This window comes from Flexivirga sp. B27, from assembly GCF_052905685.1.
In genome coordinates, this window is sequence record NZ_JBPYUM010000001.1 from 205,616 (window position 1) to 222,389 (window position 16,774).

Annotated in this window: 15 protein-coding genes; 7 read left to right on the forward strand and 8 right to left on the reverse strand. The window is 68.4% G+C overall.

Annotation, left to right across the window (positions count from 1 at the left end; translation table 11 throughout):
* Positions 1 to 26 precede the first annotated feature (26 nt).
* Complete coding sequence (locus tag ACSZL9_RS00960; RefSeq protein ID WP_446663585.1) at positions 27 to 2,219, forward strand: tetratricopeptide repeat protein; 2,193 nt, start codon at positions 27 to 29, stop codon at positions 2,217 to 2,219.
* Between the two features lie 22 nt (positions 2,220 to 2,241).
* Entirely contained in the window at positions 2,242 to 2,700 is a 459-nt protein-coding gene (locus ACSZL9_RS00965) for a hypothetical protein (RefSeq protein WP_446663586.1), read from the forward strand.
* Positions 2,701 to 2,946: 246 nt separating this feature from the next.
* Here the strand turns inward: ACSZL9_RS00965 and ACSZL9_RS00970 are convergent, their stop codons facing one another.
* The 5 genes from ACSZL9_RS00970 to glgC form a co-directional block, all read right to left on the reverse strand.
* Entirely contained in the window at positions 2,947 to 3,423 is a 477-nt protein-coding gene (locus ACSZL9_RS00970) for an HIT family protein (RefSeq protein WP_446663587.1), read from the reverse strand.
* Positions 3,424 to 3,603: 180 nt separating this feature from the next.
* On the reverse strand, positions 3,604 to 6,447 hold the full coding sequence (gene cphA / locus ACSZL9_RS00975) for a cyanophycin synthetase (protein ID WP_446663588.1): 2,844 nt from the start codon (positions 6,445 to 6,447) through the stop codon (positions 3,604 to 3,606).
* A 37-nt stretch (positions 6,448 to 6,484) separates the two neighbouring features.
* Positions 6,485 to 7,369: a cyanophycinase gene (locus ACSZL9_RS00980; protein ID WP_446663589.1), complete on the reverse strand. Its 885-nt coding sequence runs from the start codon at positions 7,367 to 7,369 to the stop codon at positions 6,485 to 6,487.
* Positions 7,362 to 8,588, reverse strand: a complete 1,227-nt coding sequence (gene serB / locus ACSZL9_RS00985) for a phosphoserine phosphatase SerB (RefSeq protein ID WP_446663590.1) — start codon at positions 8,586 to 8,588, stop codon at positions 7,362 to 7,364. Before serB ends, ACSZL9_RS00980 begins: the two co-directional genes overlap by 8 nt.
* A gap of 29 nt (positions 8,589 to 8,617) precedes the next feature.
* Positions 8,618 to 9,868: a glucose-1-phosphate adenylyltransferase gene (glgC, locus tag ACSZL9_RS00990; protein ID WP_446663591.1), complete on the reverse strand. Its 1,251-nt coding sequence runs from the start codon at positions 9,866 to 9,868 to the stop codon at positions 8,618 to 8,620.
* A gap of 42 nt (positions 9,869 to 9,910) precedes the next feature.
* Between glgC and glgA the strand changes: the two genes are divergently transcribed.
* A complete protein-coding gene (gene glgA / locus ACSZL9_RS00995) occupies positions 9,911 to 11,107 on the forward strand; it encodes a glycogen synthase (protein WP_446663592.1) in 1,197 nt (398 codons plus the stop codon).
* 42 nt (positions 11,108 to 11,149) lie between these two features.
* Here the strand turns inward: glgA and ACSZL9_RS01000 are convergent, their stop codons facing one another.
* Entirely contained in the window at positions 11,150 to 11,902 is a 753-nt protein-coding gene (locus ACSZL9_RS01000; RefSeq protein ID WP_446663593.1) for a hypothetical protein, read from the reverse strand.
* Positions 11,903 to 11,986: 84 nt separating this feature from the next.
* Here ACSZL9_RS01000 and ACSZL9_RS01005 point away from each other — a divergent pair, with 84 nt between their 5' ends.
* The 4 genes from ACSZL9_RS01005 to ACSZL9_RS01020 all read left to right on the forward strand — a co-directional run bounded on the left by ACSZL9_RS01005 (position 11,987) and on the right by ACSZL9_RS01020 (position 15,145).
* Positions 11,987 to 12,799: an ABC transporter ATP-binding protein gene (locus ACSZL9_RS01005; protein ID WP_446663594.1), complete on the forward strand. Its 813-nt coding sequence runs from the start codon at positions 11,987 to 11,989 to the stop codon at positions 12,797 to 12,799.
* Positions 12,800 to 12,825: 26 nt separating this feature from the next.
* A complete protein-coding gene (locus ACSZL9_RS01010) occupies positions 12,826 to 13,593 on the forward strand; it encodes a sulfite exporter TauE/SafE family protein (protein ID WP_446663595.1) in 768 nt (255 codons plus the stop codon).
* A gap of 19 nt (positions 13,594 to 13,612) precedes the next feature.
* Positions 13,613 to 14,452: a TrmH family RNA methyltransferase gene (locus ACSZL9_RS01015; RefSeq protein WP_446663596.1), complete on the forward strand. Its 840-nt coding sequence runs from the start codon at positions 13,613 to 13,615 to the stop codon at positions 14,450 to 14,452.
* A gap of 63 nt (positions 14,453 to 14,515) precedes the next feature.
* Positions 14,516 to 15,145, forward strand: a complete 630-nt coding sequence (locus ACSZL9_RS01020; protein WP_446663597.1) for a hypothetical protein — start codon at positions 14,516 to 14,518, stop codon at positions 15,143 to 15,145.
* Between the two features lie 9 nt (positions 15,146 to 15,154).
* Here ACSZL9_RS01020 and ACSZL9_RS01025 read toward each other — a convergent pair whose 3' ends face one another.
* Both ACSZL9_RS01025 and ACSZL9_RS01030 read right to left on the reverse strand, forming a co-directional pair.
* Positions 15,155 to 15,694 carry a YbhB/YbcL family Raf kinase inhibitor-like protein gene (locus ACSZL9_RS01025; protein WP_446663598.1) on the reverse strand — a complete coding sequence of 180 codons (540 nt, stop codon included), beginning with the start codon at positions 15,692 to 15,694 and terminating at the stop codon, positions 15,155 to 15,157.
* 18 nt (positions 15,695 to 15,712) lie between these two features.
* Positions 15,713 to 16,738, reverse strand: coding sequence for an LLM class flavin-dependent oxidoreductase (locus ACSZL9_RS01030; RefSeq protein WP_446663599.1), 1,026 nt, complete (start codon positions 16,736 to 16,738; stop codon positions 15,713 to 15,715).
* Between the last annotated feature and the right edge of the window lie 36 nt (positions 16,739 to 16,774).

The following is a 16,774-nucleotide window of genomic DNA, read 5'->3' on the forward strand; positions in this document are numbered from 1 at the left end:
GTCGTCGCAGTGATTAGCATTCGGGCATGAGTTCCTCGGACACCGCCCGAGTCGTCGGGGCACGGATCCTGCGTGGTCCCAACCTCTACTTCACCCGGCCGGCAGCGAAACTGACGCTGCGAGTGCCGGGATATCTTGGCGCGGATCCGGAAGCGCTGACCGCTCTTGCCCGCGAACTGGCCGTGCGTGCGCGAGACGCAGGACAGCCGGACAGCGAGACGCGCCGCGGCTTCGTGCTGCGCGTCGTCGAGCGGGCATTGCGCCTGCTGATGCGCGAGGCCGGCGCGGTGCGTGTCGGCGTGCGTGTGCGCCCCGGGGAGACGCTCGACGAGGTCGTGGTGGTCTTCGCGCTGAAGAACGCCGGCCGTGCCCGCGCGATCGCCGAGATCTTCGGTCCCGTGCTCGGTGACCTGCTGCGTGGACGGCCGGTCGGCGAGGTGTTCACCGAAGCCGGTGAGCGGGTCCGCGCCGAAGCACCCGGTGAGCGCGTGCGGGCCGTCCGACCGAAGGTGCCCGTGGTGGCGGTCACCGGCACCAACGGGAAGACCACGACCACGCGGCTGATCGCGCACCTCGGTATGTCGGCCGGGCGACGCACCGGGTGGAGCTCGACCGACGGAGTCCTGGTCGACGGCGAGGTCGTCGAGTCGGGTGACTACTCCGGCCCGGGTGGTGCTCGTGCCGTGTTGGGTGCTCCGGGTGTGGAGTTCGGTGTGCTGGAGACGGCCCGCGGCGGCATGTTGTGGCGCGGGCTGGGCACGGCATACAACGACGTGAGCGTCGTGACCAACGTCAGCGCAGATCACCTGGGAATGGACGGGATTGACACTCTCGACCAACTTGCCGAGGTGAAGGCGATCATCACCAAGGTGACCAAGCCCGAGGGGTGGGTCGTCCTCAACGGTGATGACCCGCGGGTGTGGGCGATGCGGGGCACAGCGCGCGGCAAGCCGTGGTGTTTCAGCCTTGACCCGGAGTCGCCGTCGTTGCGTGAGGCATTGGACGCTCACGGTCGCGGGATCACGGTGCTGGACGGGGACATCGCCGTGCTCGAGCGCGGTGGGTCGGTCGACCGGTTGGTCAGCCTGGTCGACGTGCCGATGACGATGTCGGGATTGTCCGAGCACAACATCGCGAATGCTCTCGCGGGTGCTGCGGCCGGGCTGGGTGCCGGGTTGCCGCGGGATGCGGTGGTCGAGGGACTGCGGACGTTCACACCGGATCATCGGCTGAATCCCGGTCGGATGAATATCTATTCGGTCACGCTGCCGCAGGGTGGTATGGCGACCGTGGTGCTCGACATGGCACACAACGAGGCCGGACTCGAGGCGTTGCTCCGGGTCGGTCGCGGGTTGGTGCGACCCGGGTCGCAGCTGCAGCTCGGGCTCGGGACCGGGGGAGATCGCACGGACGAGATCTTGGTGCGGTTGGGGGAGATGGCCGGTCTGGGCGCCGATCGGGTGCAGATCCAGCACAAGGAGCACTACCTACGTGGGCGGTCCATGGAGGAGCTGGAAAGCTTTTTGCGAGAGGGCCTTTCGCATGTGGGTGTGCTGCCGACAGCGTCCTGGCCGGATGAATTCAGTGGCCTGACCGGACTGCTCGCGGCCGCGCACGACGGTGACGTGCTGGCGCTGATGACCCACTCGCACTGGGCGAAGCTGCACCAGTGGTTGATGTCGCACGGCGGGACGTCCGACGACGCCCGGATGATTCGTCGCAAGGCCGTGGCCGCGCGGGGCGAGCACGAGGCCGAGAGTGACATCGCTGCCGTGTGGTCACTCGACGGCAACGCGGCGCGGATCGACGCGGCTTTCGCTCTGCAGCAACGGTTTCCGAAAGATGGCCGGGTCCTCTACGAGTTGGCCGGGACGCACGATTCCGCGGGTCTCGAGGCCGAGGCGCTGGAGTGGTACGACCGGGCGTTGCGGCTGCGGATCGACGAGCCCTACCGGCATCGCGCGTTGCTGCAGAAGGCCTCCACGTTGCGGCATCTCGGGCGGTTGGAGGAGTCCCTCGCCATACTCGATGAGCTGGTGGGTGACTATCCGGACAACACTGCCGTCGTGCTCTTCCGGGCGCTGACGCTGCATGACATGGGCCGAGATGTGGACGGATTGCGTTCGGTGGCAAGGCAATTGGTGGCCGTTAGCGCCGAGCCGGATGTGCAGCGTTACCTGGGCGCACTGACGAGGTTCACGGACGCCATCGGTGAATGACAGGCGATGGGGGGCCACGCACATGATCGAGCAGGACGGCACGGCAACAGCGTTGGCGGTCGTGGATGAGTGTGTCGGTCAACGGGTGAGCGCGATGCGTCGCGTGCGGTACATGTATCAAGGGGCCGTCTTCAGCGAGCACGGCATCCTGGAGCTGTCTTTCGGCCGGCGCACATCGCTCTGGATGGATTCAGGTCACGACGGTGAGAAGCTTCGGGTCTGCCGGGGGCGATGGATCGACCCATTTGCCGAGCCGCTGTCTGCAGAGAATCGTGAATTCGTTCGGACCTCGGGTAAGTGGACTGCATTCGACATCGATGCTGAAGATGACCTCGGTCAGCTCATCGGTCGCTCCCTCGATCGCGTCGAGCCGATGTGGATGTTCATGGGCAAGCTGGTCGGGGTCCGACTGACATTCGGCCCGTCGACAGTAGTCGTGCTGTCCGAGGCAGACGAGTTGCATGTGACCTGGGCTTGCTGACCCGCTTCACCGATACGATCGGGCGGAGTTGACGGCTGGGTCGGGCGAGTTTGCTCGACGCTCAGCGGCTCCGCATGATCTCTTCCAGCTGCCTGCATCGTTGACCCGTTCAGCGGGTCAACGATGCAGGCGCTCTGGGGTGCTGTTGGCAGATTCGTCAGATGCCCAGATGGCGCCGCGCCAGGTGTCGACGATTTCAAGAGTGCTGCCCGGCGCGAAGATCTCGCGGCTGGGTCGCGCCGCACGCTAGTCTGCGCCGTCAGATGACCGGTTGACACTCGAGTCGGCTACGGCATGCCGGAGCTCTTCGACGAAGTCCGCGGCGGCCGCTGCACCGACGCGCCGGGCGCCCGGCCACTCATCGACGTCCGTCCACGACACATCGTCCGGGGTGCCCGGCCAGCGGGGCACGAGATGGACGTGCAGGTGCGGGACGCCGTGGCCGATGCGAGCGACATACACGTGCTCCGCGCCGGCCGCCTCGAGGGCTCGCGACCAGCGCGTGATGGCGACGCCGATCGCGGCCGCCTCAGTGTCGTCGAGGTCGGCGAATCCGGGTACGTGGCGTTGCGGGACGACGAACAAGTACCCCGGGAATACGTCGGTGACCGGCGAGAGGATCGGGCACTGGAAGACCGCCAGGAGGTTGGTGGACTCGAGATGTCCGCCAGGAACGGACACGGCACCGTTCAGCTCATCACAGATCAGGCAGGTCTCACTCATCCCTGCAGCCTGTCACCTCGCCGCACGTGCGGACAGTGGATTACGCCGGCGCCGTGGGTGGGTCGTACGAGCGGTAGCCGTCCTCGAGGCACGTTGGCACAGGGTCTCGATACGGTTTCGCCCAGCGGCTCGACCTACTCGACCAGCTTGGGCGAGTGTCGCCTAGCGGCTCGACCAACGTCACTGCTCGATGACGGGTTGGGCGTCCACGGCCCCGCGCCACTCGGCGTCCTCCGCTGCGGACGCCTCGGTCGCCTCGGTCGCGAGCTGCTGCGGATCCAGATCCGGGTCTCCGGGCTGCTCATCATCGGTGCGCGCACCGGCGTTCGCCTGGTGTGTGAACGCCTCCAGCTCGGCCAGCACCGTCGGGTGCTGGTCGGCGCACAACATCACCAGGTCGCCGGGGTTGGCCAGATGCACGGCATAGCGGGTGGCCTCCAGTTCGTCGAGCACGGTGAGCACCTGCCGGCACCGTGCGCCGTCGGCCATGGACTCCCGCGCGCCTTCCTCGACCAGTGCGGCCGCCCGACCCGGCTCGCGACGACGCAGGTTGTCGTCCTCCCGCACCACGAGCACGTCGAAATACTGCGCCGCGACCCGGCCGAGTTCGCGGATGTCGTCATCCCGCCGGTCGCCCGCCGCACCGACCATGGCGATCCGCGAGATGCGGTGCTCGGCGGCACCCTGCCGTTGATCGACATAACCCTGCACGAACTCGCCGAGCCGGTGCATGCCGGGCGGGTTGTGGCAGTAGTCGACGAAGACCTCGGCGTGGTTGACCTCGACGCGGTTGAGCCGCCCGGGGGACAGGTAATAGGTGGTCGTGAAGGTCCGCAGCCCCTGCCGTATGTCGTGCAACGGCGCACCGGCCGCGAACGCCGCGCCGGCCGCAGCGAGTGCGTTGGCGACATTCATCCGGGCCGTGCCACCGAACGTCGACGGCAGTAGGTGCGTCCAAGCCAGCGGCATCGAGCGACGTCCCTGCTTCAACACGATCATCTCGCCGCGATCCGACGGCTCCAGCACGACGGCACGCGCACCGCGGCGGCACTTCTCGTCGATGAAGTCACGCACCCGGCTGCCCGGCGGCTCCATCGAGAACCAGACGATGGTGCCCGAGCACCGGCGGCGCATCGCGCGCACCAGCGGGTCGTCGGCATTCAGGACTGCATAGCCGTCGCGCGGAACTGCTTCCACCACAACGGATTTCACCCGCGCCAGTTGCTCCAACGTGTCGATGCCGTGCATGCCCAGGTGATCCGGCTGCACGTTGGTGACGATCGCGATGTCGTTGCGGTCATAACCCAGTCCCTCACGCAGGATGCCACCGCGTGCGACCTCCAGCACCGCGAAATCGACCCGCGGGTTCTGCAGCACCATCCGTGCCGACCGCGGCCCGGACGCGTCCGCCCGGATCAGCAGGCGCTCGTCGATCACGACGCCGTCGGTCGACGTCATACCGACCTTGTGCCCGAGGCCCTTCATGATGTGCGACAGCATCCGCGACGTGGTCGTCTTGCCGTTGGTGCCGGTCACGGCCACCACCGGCACACGCGACGGCGAGCCCGGTGGGAAGAGCAGATCGACGACCGGCTTGGCGATGAACTGCGGCTCGCCGACAGTCGGGTGCGTGTGCATCCGGAAACCGGGCGCCGCGTTGACCTCGCAGATCGCGCCACCGGTCTCGCGCACCGGTGCCGTGATGTCGGGACAGATGAAGTCGATGCCCGCAACGTCCAAGCCGATGAGTTGCGCTGCCTCCTCTGCGATCTCGACGTTGTCCGGGTGCGCGTCGAAGGTGCGGTCGATCGAGATGCCGCCCGTCGACATGTTGCCGGTCAGCGCCAGCTTGACCATCTCGTCCTGCGCCGGAACATCGTCCATCGCGTAGCCCTGCTCGTGGACCAACTCGACCGCAGCATCGTCGACGACGACCCGGGTCAGGACCTTCTCGTGGCCGACACCGCGCCGCGGGTCCGCGTTGGTGATCTCGACCAGCTCGGCCACGGTGTGCTCCCCGTCACCGACCACGTGCGCGGGCACCCGCTCCGCGATGGCAGCCATCCGGCCACCGATGATCAGGCAGCGATAGTCCTTGCCGGTGATGAACGACTCGACCTGGACCACACCGCGACGGCTCTGCTCGGCGGCCAGCGGGAACGCCTCGCGCACCTCGTCCGCCGACCCCAGATCGAGGATCACCCCGCGTCCGTGATTGCCGTCCAACGGCTTGATGACCACCGGGAAACCGATCTTCGCCGCCGCCTCGGCGGCACCCTCCGCAGTGCGCACGGTGAGCGCCTTCGGGACCGGCAGACCGGCCGAGCCCAGCAGTGTCGCCGTGAGGTTCTTGTCGCCCGCGATGTCGACCGCCAGCGCCGAGGTCCGCGACGTCATGGTCGCCCGGATGCGTTGGGCGTGCACTCCCTGGCCGAGCTGGACCAGGGAGTATTGGTTGAGCCGGTGCCACGGTATGTCGCGGCTGACGGCCTCGTCGATGATCGCCGACGTCGACGGCCCGAAGGCCTTGCGCGCTGCAACGCGGATGAAGGCGTCCAACTCCTCGGTGAAGTCGAAATCAGCGGTCGGTACGACCAGTTCGTTGACGATGCGGACCGCGAGCTCACCGGCCGCGACACCGACACGCTCGTCGAAGTAGCCGAAGATCACGTTGTAGACGCCGGGACGGCCCTTCTCACCGCGGGTCTTGCCGCGGCGCATGTCGTGGCCGGCCTCCTGCTGCAACTGCAGTGCGATGTGCTCGGCCACGTGCCCGAGCCAGGTGCCCTCACGCAACCGCTCGACGAACCCGCCGCGGTGGCCTCGGGAGCAGGTGTGGGCGTCCAGACCGGGCAACCACTCCAGCAGTCGGTCGGTGAAGCCGGGCAGCTTGTCGGTGGGGAAGTCCTCCAGCTCGCCGAGATCCACCAGCAGGTGGATGGCCTGGTCGTAGGCCCAGATATTCGGTCCGCGGTAGACCCGCGTCCGCAGAACCTCCAACTGCCCGGATGTCGGCGACTGCATGGGTGACTGCTCCTCTCGAGATGAACGGACGAAACGACTAGCGCCGCAGTGCGGCTGCCGCTGTGGCGGTGTCGTGTCGATCCCTGCTGGTCGAGACCGCGATGTCGGCATACTTCTCGTCGAAGTCGGTCAACGTCGCGGACTCGAGGTCGAATGTCGCGCCATACGGCAGCGTGTGGACGATGGCGCCGGTCACCAGCAGCGGTGCGTCGCGCTCGGCCTGGTGGGCATCGGTGACCGCGGTGCGTGCGTCGACGACGAACACCGCACCCGAACCGACCACCGTCAGCTCCTTGCCGTCGGAGATCTCGGCGGCGGTGTCCTCGTCGATCCCCATGCCGAGCAGGCTCGGCGACGTGGCGACCAGGGACAACAACCGGCCGTAGCGCGCCCGCTGGTCGAAGTGCTGATCGACGATGACCCCGGGTAGCAACCCGAGTCCCGCCGTCAGCTGGCTCGACCGCTGGCGCGGGGTCACGCCCTCCTCGCCCATCGAGATCATGAATTGGCTCATGATCGACGCACCCGCGGAGGTGCCGGCGACGACCGCGCCCCGCTCGTAGGCACGGAGTATGGCGCCGCCGAGCGGCGTGCCGACGATCAACTGGCTGAGCTTGAGCTGGTTGCCGCCGGACAGGAAGATGCCGGTGGCGTTGTCGACCAGGTCCTGCAGGTCCGCGTCGCTGCTGTGTGCGCGGTCGGACGGATCGACGGCGTCGATCTGCGGTGCGCCGAGGCGGGAGAAGACGGTCGAGTAGACCTCCACCACCTCGTCCGGCACCGAGGAAGCCGTCGGAATGATCACGATGCGTGCCTTGCGGCCACCGGCCAGTGCGACGAATCGGCGCAGGATCGTCACGCGGCCGACCTTGTCCTCGGCGCCACCGATGATCAGCAGGGACCGTGTGGCTGGATCAGACATGGGGCGAGTTTAAGCACGCCCCGCGCTCGGCGGCCGGATCGTCCGCCGAAGTGAGTCGGTCAGCTTCCTCGATGTCGTCACGCGACAGACCCAGCATGAACAGCACCGTGTCCAGATAGGGCACGTTGACGCTGGCGTCCGCCTGCTCGCGGACGACCGGTTTTGCGTTGAATGCGATGCCGAGCCCGGCCGTGGCCAGCATGTCGAGGTCGTTGGCGCCGTCCCCGATGGCGACGGTGCGGGAGAGGGGAAGACCCTCCGCGGCGGCGAACCGGCGCAATGCGCGAGCTTTCTCTGCCCGGTCGACGACCGGCCCCTCGACGCGGCCGGTCAGCTTTCCGTCCCGAATTTGCAGCTTGTTGGCGTGTGCCCGGTCGATGCCCAACTCGGCAGCCAGCGGCTGCACGACCTCGATGAATCCGCCGGAGACCACGGCGACCGAGAAGCCCAGCCGGCGCACGGTGCGCACCAGGGTTCGCGCGCCGGGAGTCAGGCGTATGGCGCGGCGTACCTCGTCGAAGACACCGGCGTCCAGGCCGGCGAGGCAGCGCACCCGCTCGTGCAGGCTCTGCTCGAAGTCGAGATCACCGCGCATTGCGCGCTCGGTGACCGCTGCGACCTCCGCCTCGCGTCCGGCGTGCGCGGCGAGCAGCTCGATCACCTCGTCGCGGATGAGCGTGCTGTCGACGTCCATCACCAGCAGTCGCCGGCCACGTCGTGCGAGTCCGCCGGGGGACACCGCGAGATCGACCCCGTGCTCGGTGGCCAACAGAGCCAGCTCCCTGCGCAACGCCGGCACGTCGGCACCGGACAGATCCAGCTCCAGTGTGGTCACCGGGTCGCGGGACAGCCGGCGGATGCGGTCGATGTTGGCGCCCTGCCGACCGATCGTCTCGGTGATCGCAGCCAGCCCGGTCGCACGCAGCGGTGCGCCGAGGACGGCCACGGACGCACGGCCGGTGCGCCGTGCCGGGTTGTCGCCCCGTCCGTGCTCGACGGTGACGGTGAGGCCCAGTGACTGCCCGACTCGTTGTATGGCGCTGGTCAGCTCCGCGGTGTCCTCGTGCGGCTGCAGCAGCGCAGTGAGCAGCAAGCGGCCACGCACCACCGCCTGCTCCAGGTCGAGCACGTCGGCACCGGCCTCGGCCGCGACACCGAGCAGGCGTGCGGACACCGCGGGGCGGTCCTGGCCGGTGAGCGTGACGAGAAGTGTGTCCATGTGTGGATTTGATTCTGGCACAGGTGGATTCACGTCTCGAAGACGGTGCCCTTGCCGACGACCGTGATGCCGGAATCGGTGACGGTGAAGCCGCGCGCCCGATCGTCATCGGGGTTGAGACCGATGCTGGCGCCCTCCGGCACCACGACGTCCTTGTCGATGATTGTCCGCTGGATCCGGCAGTGGCGACCGATGACCACGTTGTCCATCAGGATCGCGTCGTCGACCTGCGCGAAGGAGTGCACCTTGACGTTGGTCGACAGCACCGAATTGCCGATGACCGACCCGCTGACGATGCACCCGGGGGAGATCATCGACCCGGTCGCCATACCGCTGCGATCGGACGCTCCGTGGACGAACTTCGCCGGCGGGTAACCGGTGTCATTGGTCAGGATCGGCCAGTCGTAGTTGTAGAGGTTGAAGATCGGGTGGATCGAGACCAGGTCCATGTGCGAGTCGTAGAACGAGTCGATGGTCCCGACGTCGCGCCAGTAGCCGAAGTCCCGATCGGTCGCACCGGGGATCTCGTTGTCGCGGAAGTCGTAGGCATAGGCCTCGCCCCGCTCGACGAACGCCGGGATGATGTTGCCGCCCATGTCGTGCTTGCTGTTGAGGTCCTCGGAGTCGGCCGTCACGGCCTCCATGAGCGCGTCGGTGTCGAAGACGTAGTTGCCCATCGAAGCGAGCACTTCGTGCGGCGCATCCGCGAGACCGACCGGATCGGAAGGCTTTTCGCGGAATGCACTGATCTGCTGCCCGCTGCCCTCGGCCAGCTCGATCACGCCGAACTGGTCCGCCAGCTCGATCGGCTGCCGGATCGCCGCAACGCTCGCGCGTGCGCCCGACTCGATGTGCTGCTGGACCATCTGCTCGAAGTCCATCCGGTAGACGTGGTCGGCGCCCACCACCACGACGATGTCCGGCTTCTCGTCGTGAATCAGGTTGAGACTCTGGTAGATCGCGTCCGCGGAGCCTGCGAACCACTGCTTCCCGCGACGCTGCTGCGCCGGGACCGGAGCGACGTAGTTGCCCAACATCGTCGACATCCGCCACGCCTTGGAGATGTGCCGGTCGAGACTGTGCGACTTGTATTGCGTGAGCACGACCATGCGGTAGTAGCCGCTGTTGGCAAGATTGGACAGCGCGAAGTCGATCAGCCGGTAGATGCCGCCGAACGGCACAGCAGGTTTGGCGCGATCCGCGGTCAGCGGCATGAGTCGCTTGCCCTCGCCGCCGGCGAGGACGATCGCGAGAACAGAAGGTCCACCTCGTCTAGCCATGAGGCTTAACTTACGGTGCCGCGCGGGATAGCGTCAGTCCCCGTGAGAGTCGATCTGCTGACCAAGGAGTATCCGCCCAACATCTACGGCGGTGCCGGCGTCCATGTTGCCGAGCTGGTGCGGGCTTTACGAGGTCTGGGCGACACCGTGAAGGTGCGCGCATTCGGGAGTCCGGAGGATGAGACGGACACCTTCGGGTATGCCGACCTGCCCGAGCTGGACGAGGCGAACGCGGCCCTGCAGACCATGGGTGTCGACCTGCGGATCGCGAACGACTGTGCCGGCGCGGACGTGGTGCACTCGCACACCTGGTACGCCAACTTCGCCGGCCATGTCGCGTCGCTGCTGCACGGCGTCCCGCACGTGGTGACAGCGCACAGCCTGGAGCCGATGCGGCCATGGAAAGCCGAGCAGCTGGGCGGCGGTTACCGCCTGTCGTCATACATCGAACGCACGGCGTATGACGCCGCTGCCGCGGTCATCGCCGTCAGCCACGGCATGCGCAAGGACGTCCTCGCCAGCTATCCCGACCTGGACCCGGCGAAGGTGCACGTGGTGCACAACGGCATCGACTCGCAGCTGTGGCACCGCGACACCAGTGACGCGGCGACGGCAACGGTGCGGGGCCACGGGGTGGACCCGGATCGCCCGAGCGTGATCTTCGTCGGACGGATCACCCGGCAGAAGGGCTTGCCCTACCTGCTGCGCGCGGCGGCGGAGCTGCCGCCGGAGGTGCAGCTCGTGCTGTGCGCGGGTGCCCCGGACACCCCGGAGATCCTGCGTGAGGTCGAGGATCTGGTGGCCGGGCTGCGCGGGTCGCGTGACGGAGTCGTCTGGATCGCGGACATGCTGCCGCGTGCCGAGGTGATCGCATTGCTCTCAGCCGCAACGGTTTTCGTGTGCCCGTCGGTCTACGAGCCGCTCGGCATCGTCAACCTGGAGGCGATGGCGTGCGGCTGCCCGGTGGTGGGCACCGCGACGGGTGGCATTCCCGAGGTGGTGGCCGACGGCGAGACCGGTTGGCTGGTGCCGATCGATCAGCTCACCGACGGGACCGGCACGCCGAAGGACCCGGATCGCTTCGTCGCGGACCTGGCGCGCACGCTGACCGTAGCCGTCGGTGATGCTGGCGAGGCACGTCGGCGCGGTGTCGCGGGCCGGGACCGAGCGGTGCGCGAATTCGGCTGGGAGACCATCGCGCAGCGCACCCAGAAGGTTTACGCCACGCTGATCGAGTAGCGGCCGAGGGACGAGGCCGCGTATCGAGATCGAGTGCCGGTGTCAGGCGCGCATGCCCGCGAGGTGCAACGCGGCCGCCGTCGTCGCATGCGCCAGCGCTCGGTCGGTTGCGGCCTGCAGCCCGCGCAGCGCCTGCTGACGCTCCACATCGGACGCCAGATCGACTGCCGTTGGGTGATCGAGCGCGAAATCCACTGCGGCGCCGACTGTTCCGGCGGTCTGCAGGATGCGTATGGCGCGCCCGGGCAGGCCGGACGGCAGGCCCCACTCGCGCAACGTGGCGACCTCGTCGGCCTGTGCCCGCAGGGATGACCCGGCGAACGGCTGGATGTCGAGACCTTCCAGCGCCGCGGTCGCATGTGCCAGCCGGGTGCGCAGCTCGCGCTCGATCTGCGACTCGTGCAACTCCTCCAGACGATGTGCCGGTGTCGGCGCGCAGTCGTATGCCGTCAGGCGCACCGTCATACCCTCGTCGCCCTCGGGCCCGAAGATCTCCACGGACGGCACGAGAGCGCCGCCTATCGCGGGGACATAGACGCACTCACCGGATTCGGTTGCGGCGGCGTTGAGTTCGGGGTTGCCGCGGGGCATGCCGGAGATGTCGCCGGCGCGGGGGAGAGCGCAGGCCAGCACCCGCTCGCCGAAGTCCTGCCAGGTTGCCAGGTGCCCGATGTCCCCGGCGATGTGGTCGGCGTCGGGCAATGCGTGCCGCAGTGCTTCCTCCAGGTCCAGGTGGCCCGCCCAGGCAGCGGTGACCCACAGGCTGAGTCGTACGGCGGCAGGCAGGTCGGACATGGCCGCACCAGGGTAGAACGCGGGCCGACGGGCGCCCGTCGGCCGGTGCCCGCAGGGACGCGGCCAGGTCGTAAGGTGCCTCACATGTCAGATGTGTTGGCACTCGCCGGTGTGAGCGTGGTCCGGGGTAACAAGCACCTGCTCGACGGCGTCGACTGGGAGGTCGAGGAGGGCGAGCGCTGGGTCGTGCTCGGGCCGAACGGTGCCGGGAAGACGACCCTGCTGCAGGTCGCGGCTGCCCGGATGCATCCGTCGGCCGGAGTCGCCGGCGTGTTGTCAGAGGTCCTCGGCACGGTCGACGTCTTCGAGTTGCGTCCGCGGATCGGCCTGGCATCGGCCACGATTGCCGATCGCATCCCGAACGGCGAGCGTGTCGGTGACGTGGTCGTCACGGCGGCATACGGCATGGTCGGCCGGTGGCGCGAGGTCTACGACGACCTCGACCACGGGCGCGCCACGGAGTTGCTCGACGCGCTCGGAGCCGGCCACCTGGTCGACCGACGCTTCGGCACGTTGAGCGAGGGAGAGCGCAAGCGGGTGCAGATCGCCCGCGCGTTGATGACCGACCCCGAGCTGATGCTGCTGGACGAGCCCGCGGCCGGACTCGACCTCGGAGGCCGCGAGGACCTGGTCAGTCGGCTGGGTGAGATCGCGCAGGACATCGAGGCACCGGCACTGGTGCTGGTGACCCACCACGTCGAGGAGATCCCGCCGGGCTTCACCGACGTGCTGCTGCTACGCGACGGCAAGGTCGTGGCGGCTGGTCCGATCGAAGCGACGTTGACCGCGGAGAACCTCAGCGCCACCTTCGGCCTGGACCTGACGCTGGAGCGGGTCGGGGACCGCTGGGCCGCCCGTGCGGTGCAGCAGCCCCGCGCCCGGCACGCCGCACGCTGAGCGGTGTCTGAAACCATGGCGCCGCCATGTCGCTGACCGAGATCCTGCTGATCACCCTCGCCGGAGTCGCGGCCGGGACGATCAACACCGTGGTCGGGTCCGGCACGCTGGTGACGTTCCCCACCCTGCTGGCCTTCGGCTATCCGGCGGTGCCGGCGAACATCTCCAACTCGGTCGGTCTGGTCGCCGGCGGTGTCTCCGGCTCCTGGGGATACCGCAAGGAGGTCGTCGGCGCAGGGCCGAGACTGCGACAGCTCGGCCCGATGTCGCTGCTGGGTGCGGCGGTCGGTGCGCTGCTGCTGATCTGGTTGCCCGCCTCGGCATTCGACGCGATCGTTCCGACGCTGATCCTGCTCGGGATCGTGCTGGTGCTCATCGGTCCCTGGTTGCAGAAGCGCGCCGCGGTGCGGCACGAGGGCCAGGGCCCGACGATGTCGCAGGGGCGTCGTGCCATGCTGATCGGCGGGGTCTTCGTCTGCGGTGTCTACGGCGGCTACTTCGGCGCCGCACAGGGCGTGCTGCTGATGGGCCTGATGAGCGCGATCCTGCCCGACTCGCTGCAGCGGCTCAACGGCATCAAGAACATCCTGAGCACGATCGTCAACTCCGTCGCGGCGCTGACCTTCGTCATCGTCTCCTTCCACAGCGTGCGCTGGGAGGTGTCCCTGCTGATCGCCATCGGCTCGGTCCTCGGCGGACTCATCGGCGCCAAGGTCGGACGCAAGCTGCCGCCGTGGTTGCTTCGCGCCTTCATCGTGCTGGTCGGCGTCATCGCGATCGTGACGCTGGTCTGATGCCGGAGGTCAGCTGACGATGGCGGTCATCGAGATCACCGATCCCGCCGACGAGCGGGTGCGCGACTACTTCCGGCTCACCGATGTCGCGTTGCGCCGGCGGCTGGAGCCGGAGCACGGGCTCTACCTCGCCGAGAGCGAGAAGGTCATCCGCCGGGCCCTCGGCGCCGGGCACCGTCCGCGGTCCTACCTGATGGGCCGGCGGTGGCTGACCGACCTGGCAGATCTGGTCGAGCGGGCCGAGGCCGACGACGTGCCCGTGTATGTCGGCAGCGACGACGTCATCGAGGAGATGACCGGCTTCCACCTGCATCGTGGCGCACTCGCGTCGATGCATCGGCCGGTGCTGCCGGCATACGCCGACCTGGTGCGGGACGCGCAGCGGGTGCTGGTGCTGGAGGACATCGTCGACCACACGAACGTCGGCGCCATCTTCCGGTCAGCGGCCGCGTTGGGTGTCGACTCCGTGCTGATCACCCCGCGCTGCGCCGACCCGCTCTACCGCCGCAGTGTGCGCGTGTCGATGGGCACGGTCTTCCAGGTGCCGTGGACCCGGATCGAGCCATGGCCCGCAGCGGTGAACGATCTTCAGGCACAAGGCTTCTCGGTCGCGTCGCTGGCGTTGCGGGACGACGCGATCAGCCTGGACGAGTTGGCGGCCGAGCCGCCCGACCGTCTCGCGATGGTGCTCGGCACCGAGGGTGACGGCCTCGGGCGCCACACGGTCGACGCGAGCGACCTGGTCGTGCGCATCCCGATGGCGGGTGGTGTCGACTCCCTCAATGTCGCGGCGGCCAGCGCGGTCGTGCTCTGGGCGACACGCCCCAGCGTGTCCAACAGCCGCACGCAGCACCGCTGACCAGTAGTTTCGGATCAATAGTTGCGGGAACAGCCGCACGTCGGACCGTCCGGAGGGCTCGTCATGGACAGCAAGACCTGGTGGATCATCATCGCCATCATCGTGGTGATCGCCATCTTGATTCTCATCGCAGTGGTGCAGGGCAAGCGGCGTACGAAGGCCAAGCGGGAGGAAGCGCAGCAGTTGCGGGGCCGCGCCAAGGAGAACGAAAGCACGGTCGCCGAGACCCGGCAGCGCGCTGAGTCAGCGACCGAGCAGGCCGAACGTGCTCGGGTCGAGGCGGAGGAGAAGCAGCGGCAGGCAGACCAGCTCGAAGCCGAGGCGCGGCACGAGCAGAAGGCCGCTGAGGCCGTCGAACGTGATCACCAGGAGACCCTGCGCAAGGCCGACCGCCTCGACCCGGACACCCCGACCGATCGGCACGGCAACCGGGTCCAGGGCACCGGGTCCGGGGACGGCGACGGGGAGAGCCGCATCGACCCGCACACCGACCGGCCGGTCGAGGAAGCAGCAGGACGAGGACGCGACTACGACGAGCAGCCCGCGGCCGAGGACGGCGGCGAGCTGCCGGACAAGGTCGACGACGCCCCCGAGGCGGCTTCCGGGACGGCCGACGACTCCGGCGACACGTGGGGCCGTTTCAAGGGAGTGGCCGAGAAGCCCGGCGACGGCCCCGAGAGCCCGAAACCCTGACGGGAGAGGCTATTTCGCCTGGTATGTCGCTGTGATGACGCCGCGGGCGAGCAGGTTGCCGCCCGTGGTGAACATCGCGACGGCGCCGCTGACCGAGTCGTCGAGGCCGAGGTCGTCGCCGACCGCGTGCACCGCGAACATGTAGCGGTGCGGCCGGTCGCCGACGGGCGGGGCGGCGCCGTCATACGCCTTGTCACCGAAGTCGTTGCGCGCGTGGAAGGCACCGGCGGGAAGGTTCTTGCCGTCGCCCGCGCCGAGGTCGAGCGAGGTCACGTCTGCGGGGATGCCGAGCAGCAACCAGTGCCAGAACCCGCACGGTGTCGGTGCATCTGGGTCGAAGCAGGTCACGACGTAACCCTTCGTGCCCTCGGGCGCACCCGACCAGGACAACTGCGGCGAGGTGTTGCCACCGCTGAATCCCCAGTCGTTGTAGACCTGTTCGTCAGGGAGGGTGTCACCGTCGGCGAACGTCTCACTGGTCACCGTGAGCGACGCGGTCTGCGGCAGCAGGGAGTAGGGGTCAGGGGCTTCAGGGCGTTCCAGATCCATGTCCCCAACGTACTCGGCTCAGTGCGCAGCGCGAGCGGCCTCCGCGATCAACGTGTATGACGCCCGCCGCTCGGCGGCGTCGTGCACGTTGGTGGTGATCATCAGCTCGTCGGCGCCGCAGGAGCGTGCGCGGGCCGTGATGCCGTCGTAGACCGCCTCAGCCGTCCCAGCGGTGACGAAGCGACCGAGGCTGTCGACAAGGTGCTGCTCGACCTCGGTCCACTCGTGTGCGGCCGCCTCCTCCGGCGAGGGCAACGGGCCGGGGTTGTTCTGGCGCAGCCGGACCGTCGACAGTGCGGCAGCGCGCTCGAGTTCGCTTGCGCGCTCGGTGGATTCGGCGGCGATCGCGGACACGGCGAGCATGCTGTGCGGCTCCTGCGGGCAGTCCGCACGACCGTTGGGCGTGAAGGAGCTGCGGTAGGCGTCGAACGCCTCGCGTGGGTCCACACTGCCGAAATGCCCGGCGAAGGCGAAGTTGGTGCCGAGCAGACCCGCAGCCTGGGCGCCATACATGCTGGAGCCGAGGATCCAGACCGGTGGAAGCGGGACGTCGGTGGGCTGCGCACTGATCGGTGCGAAGGGGTGATCGTCGGGGAATCCGTCGACATACGCACGCAATTCGGCGAACTGCTGCGGGAAGTCGTTGGCCGTCAGCGCTTCCTTGCTGCGCCGCAGTGCGAGGGCCGTCAGCTGGTCGGTGCCCGGTGCGCGGCCGAGCCCGAGGTCGATGCGCCCGGGGTGCAGGGCTTCCAGCACCCGGAACGTCTCGGCGACCTGCAACGGCGCGTGGTTGGGCAGCATGATGCCGCCGGCACCGACCCGGATGGTGCTGGTCGCAGCGGCGAGCGTGGCGATCATCACGACTGGCGAGGAGCTGGCCACGCTTGGGATGTTGTGGTGCTCGGCGACCCAAAACCGCTCGTAACCAAGGGATTCGGTGTGTTGCGCGAGGGTGATGGTCTCCAGCAGGGCGTCTGATGCGGTGCGGCCGGTGGAGATCGGGGACAGGTCCAGCACGGACAGCGGGATGGCGGTGTCGGTCACGATCGGTGCAACGTCGCGGGGCCCACGCGGCATTCC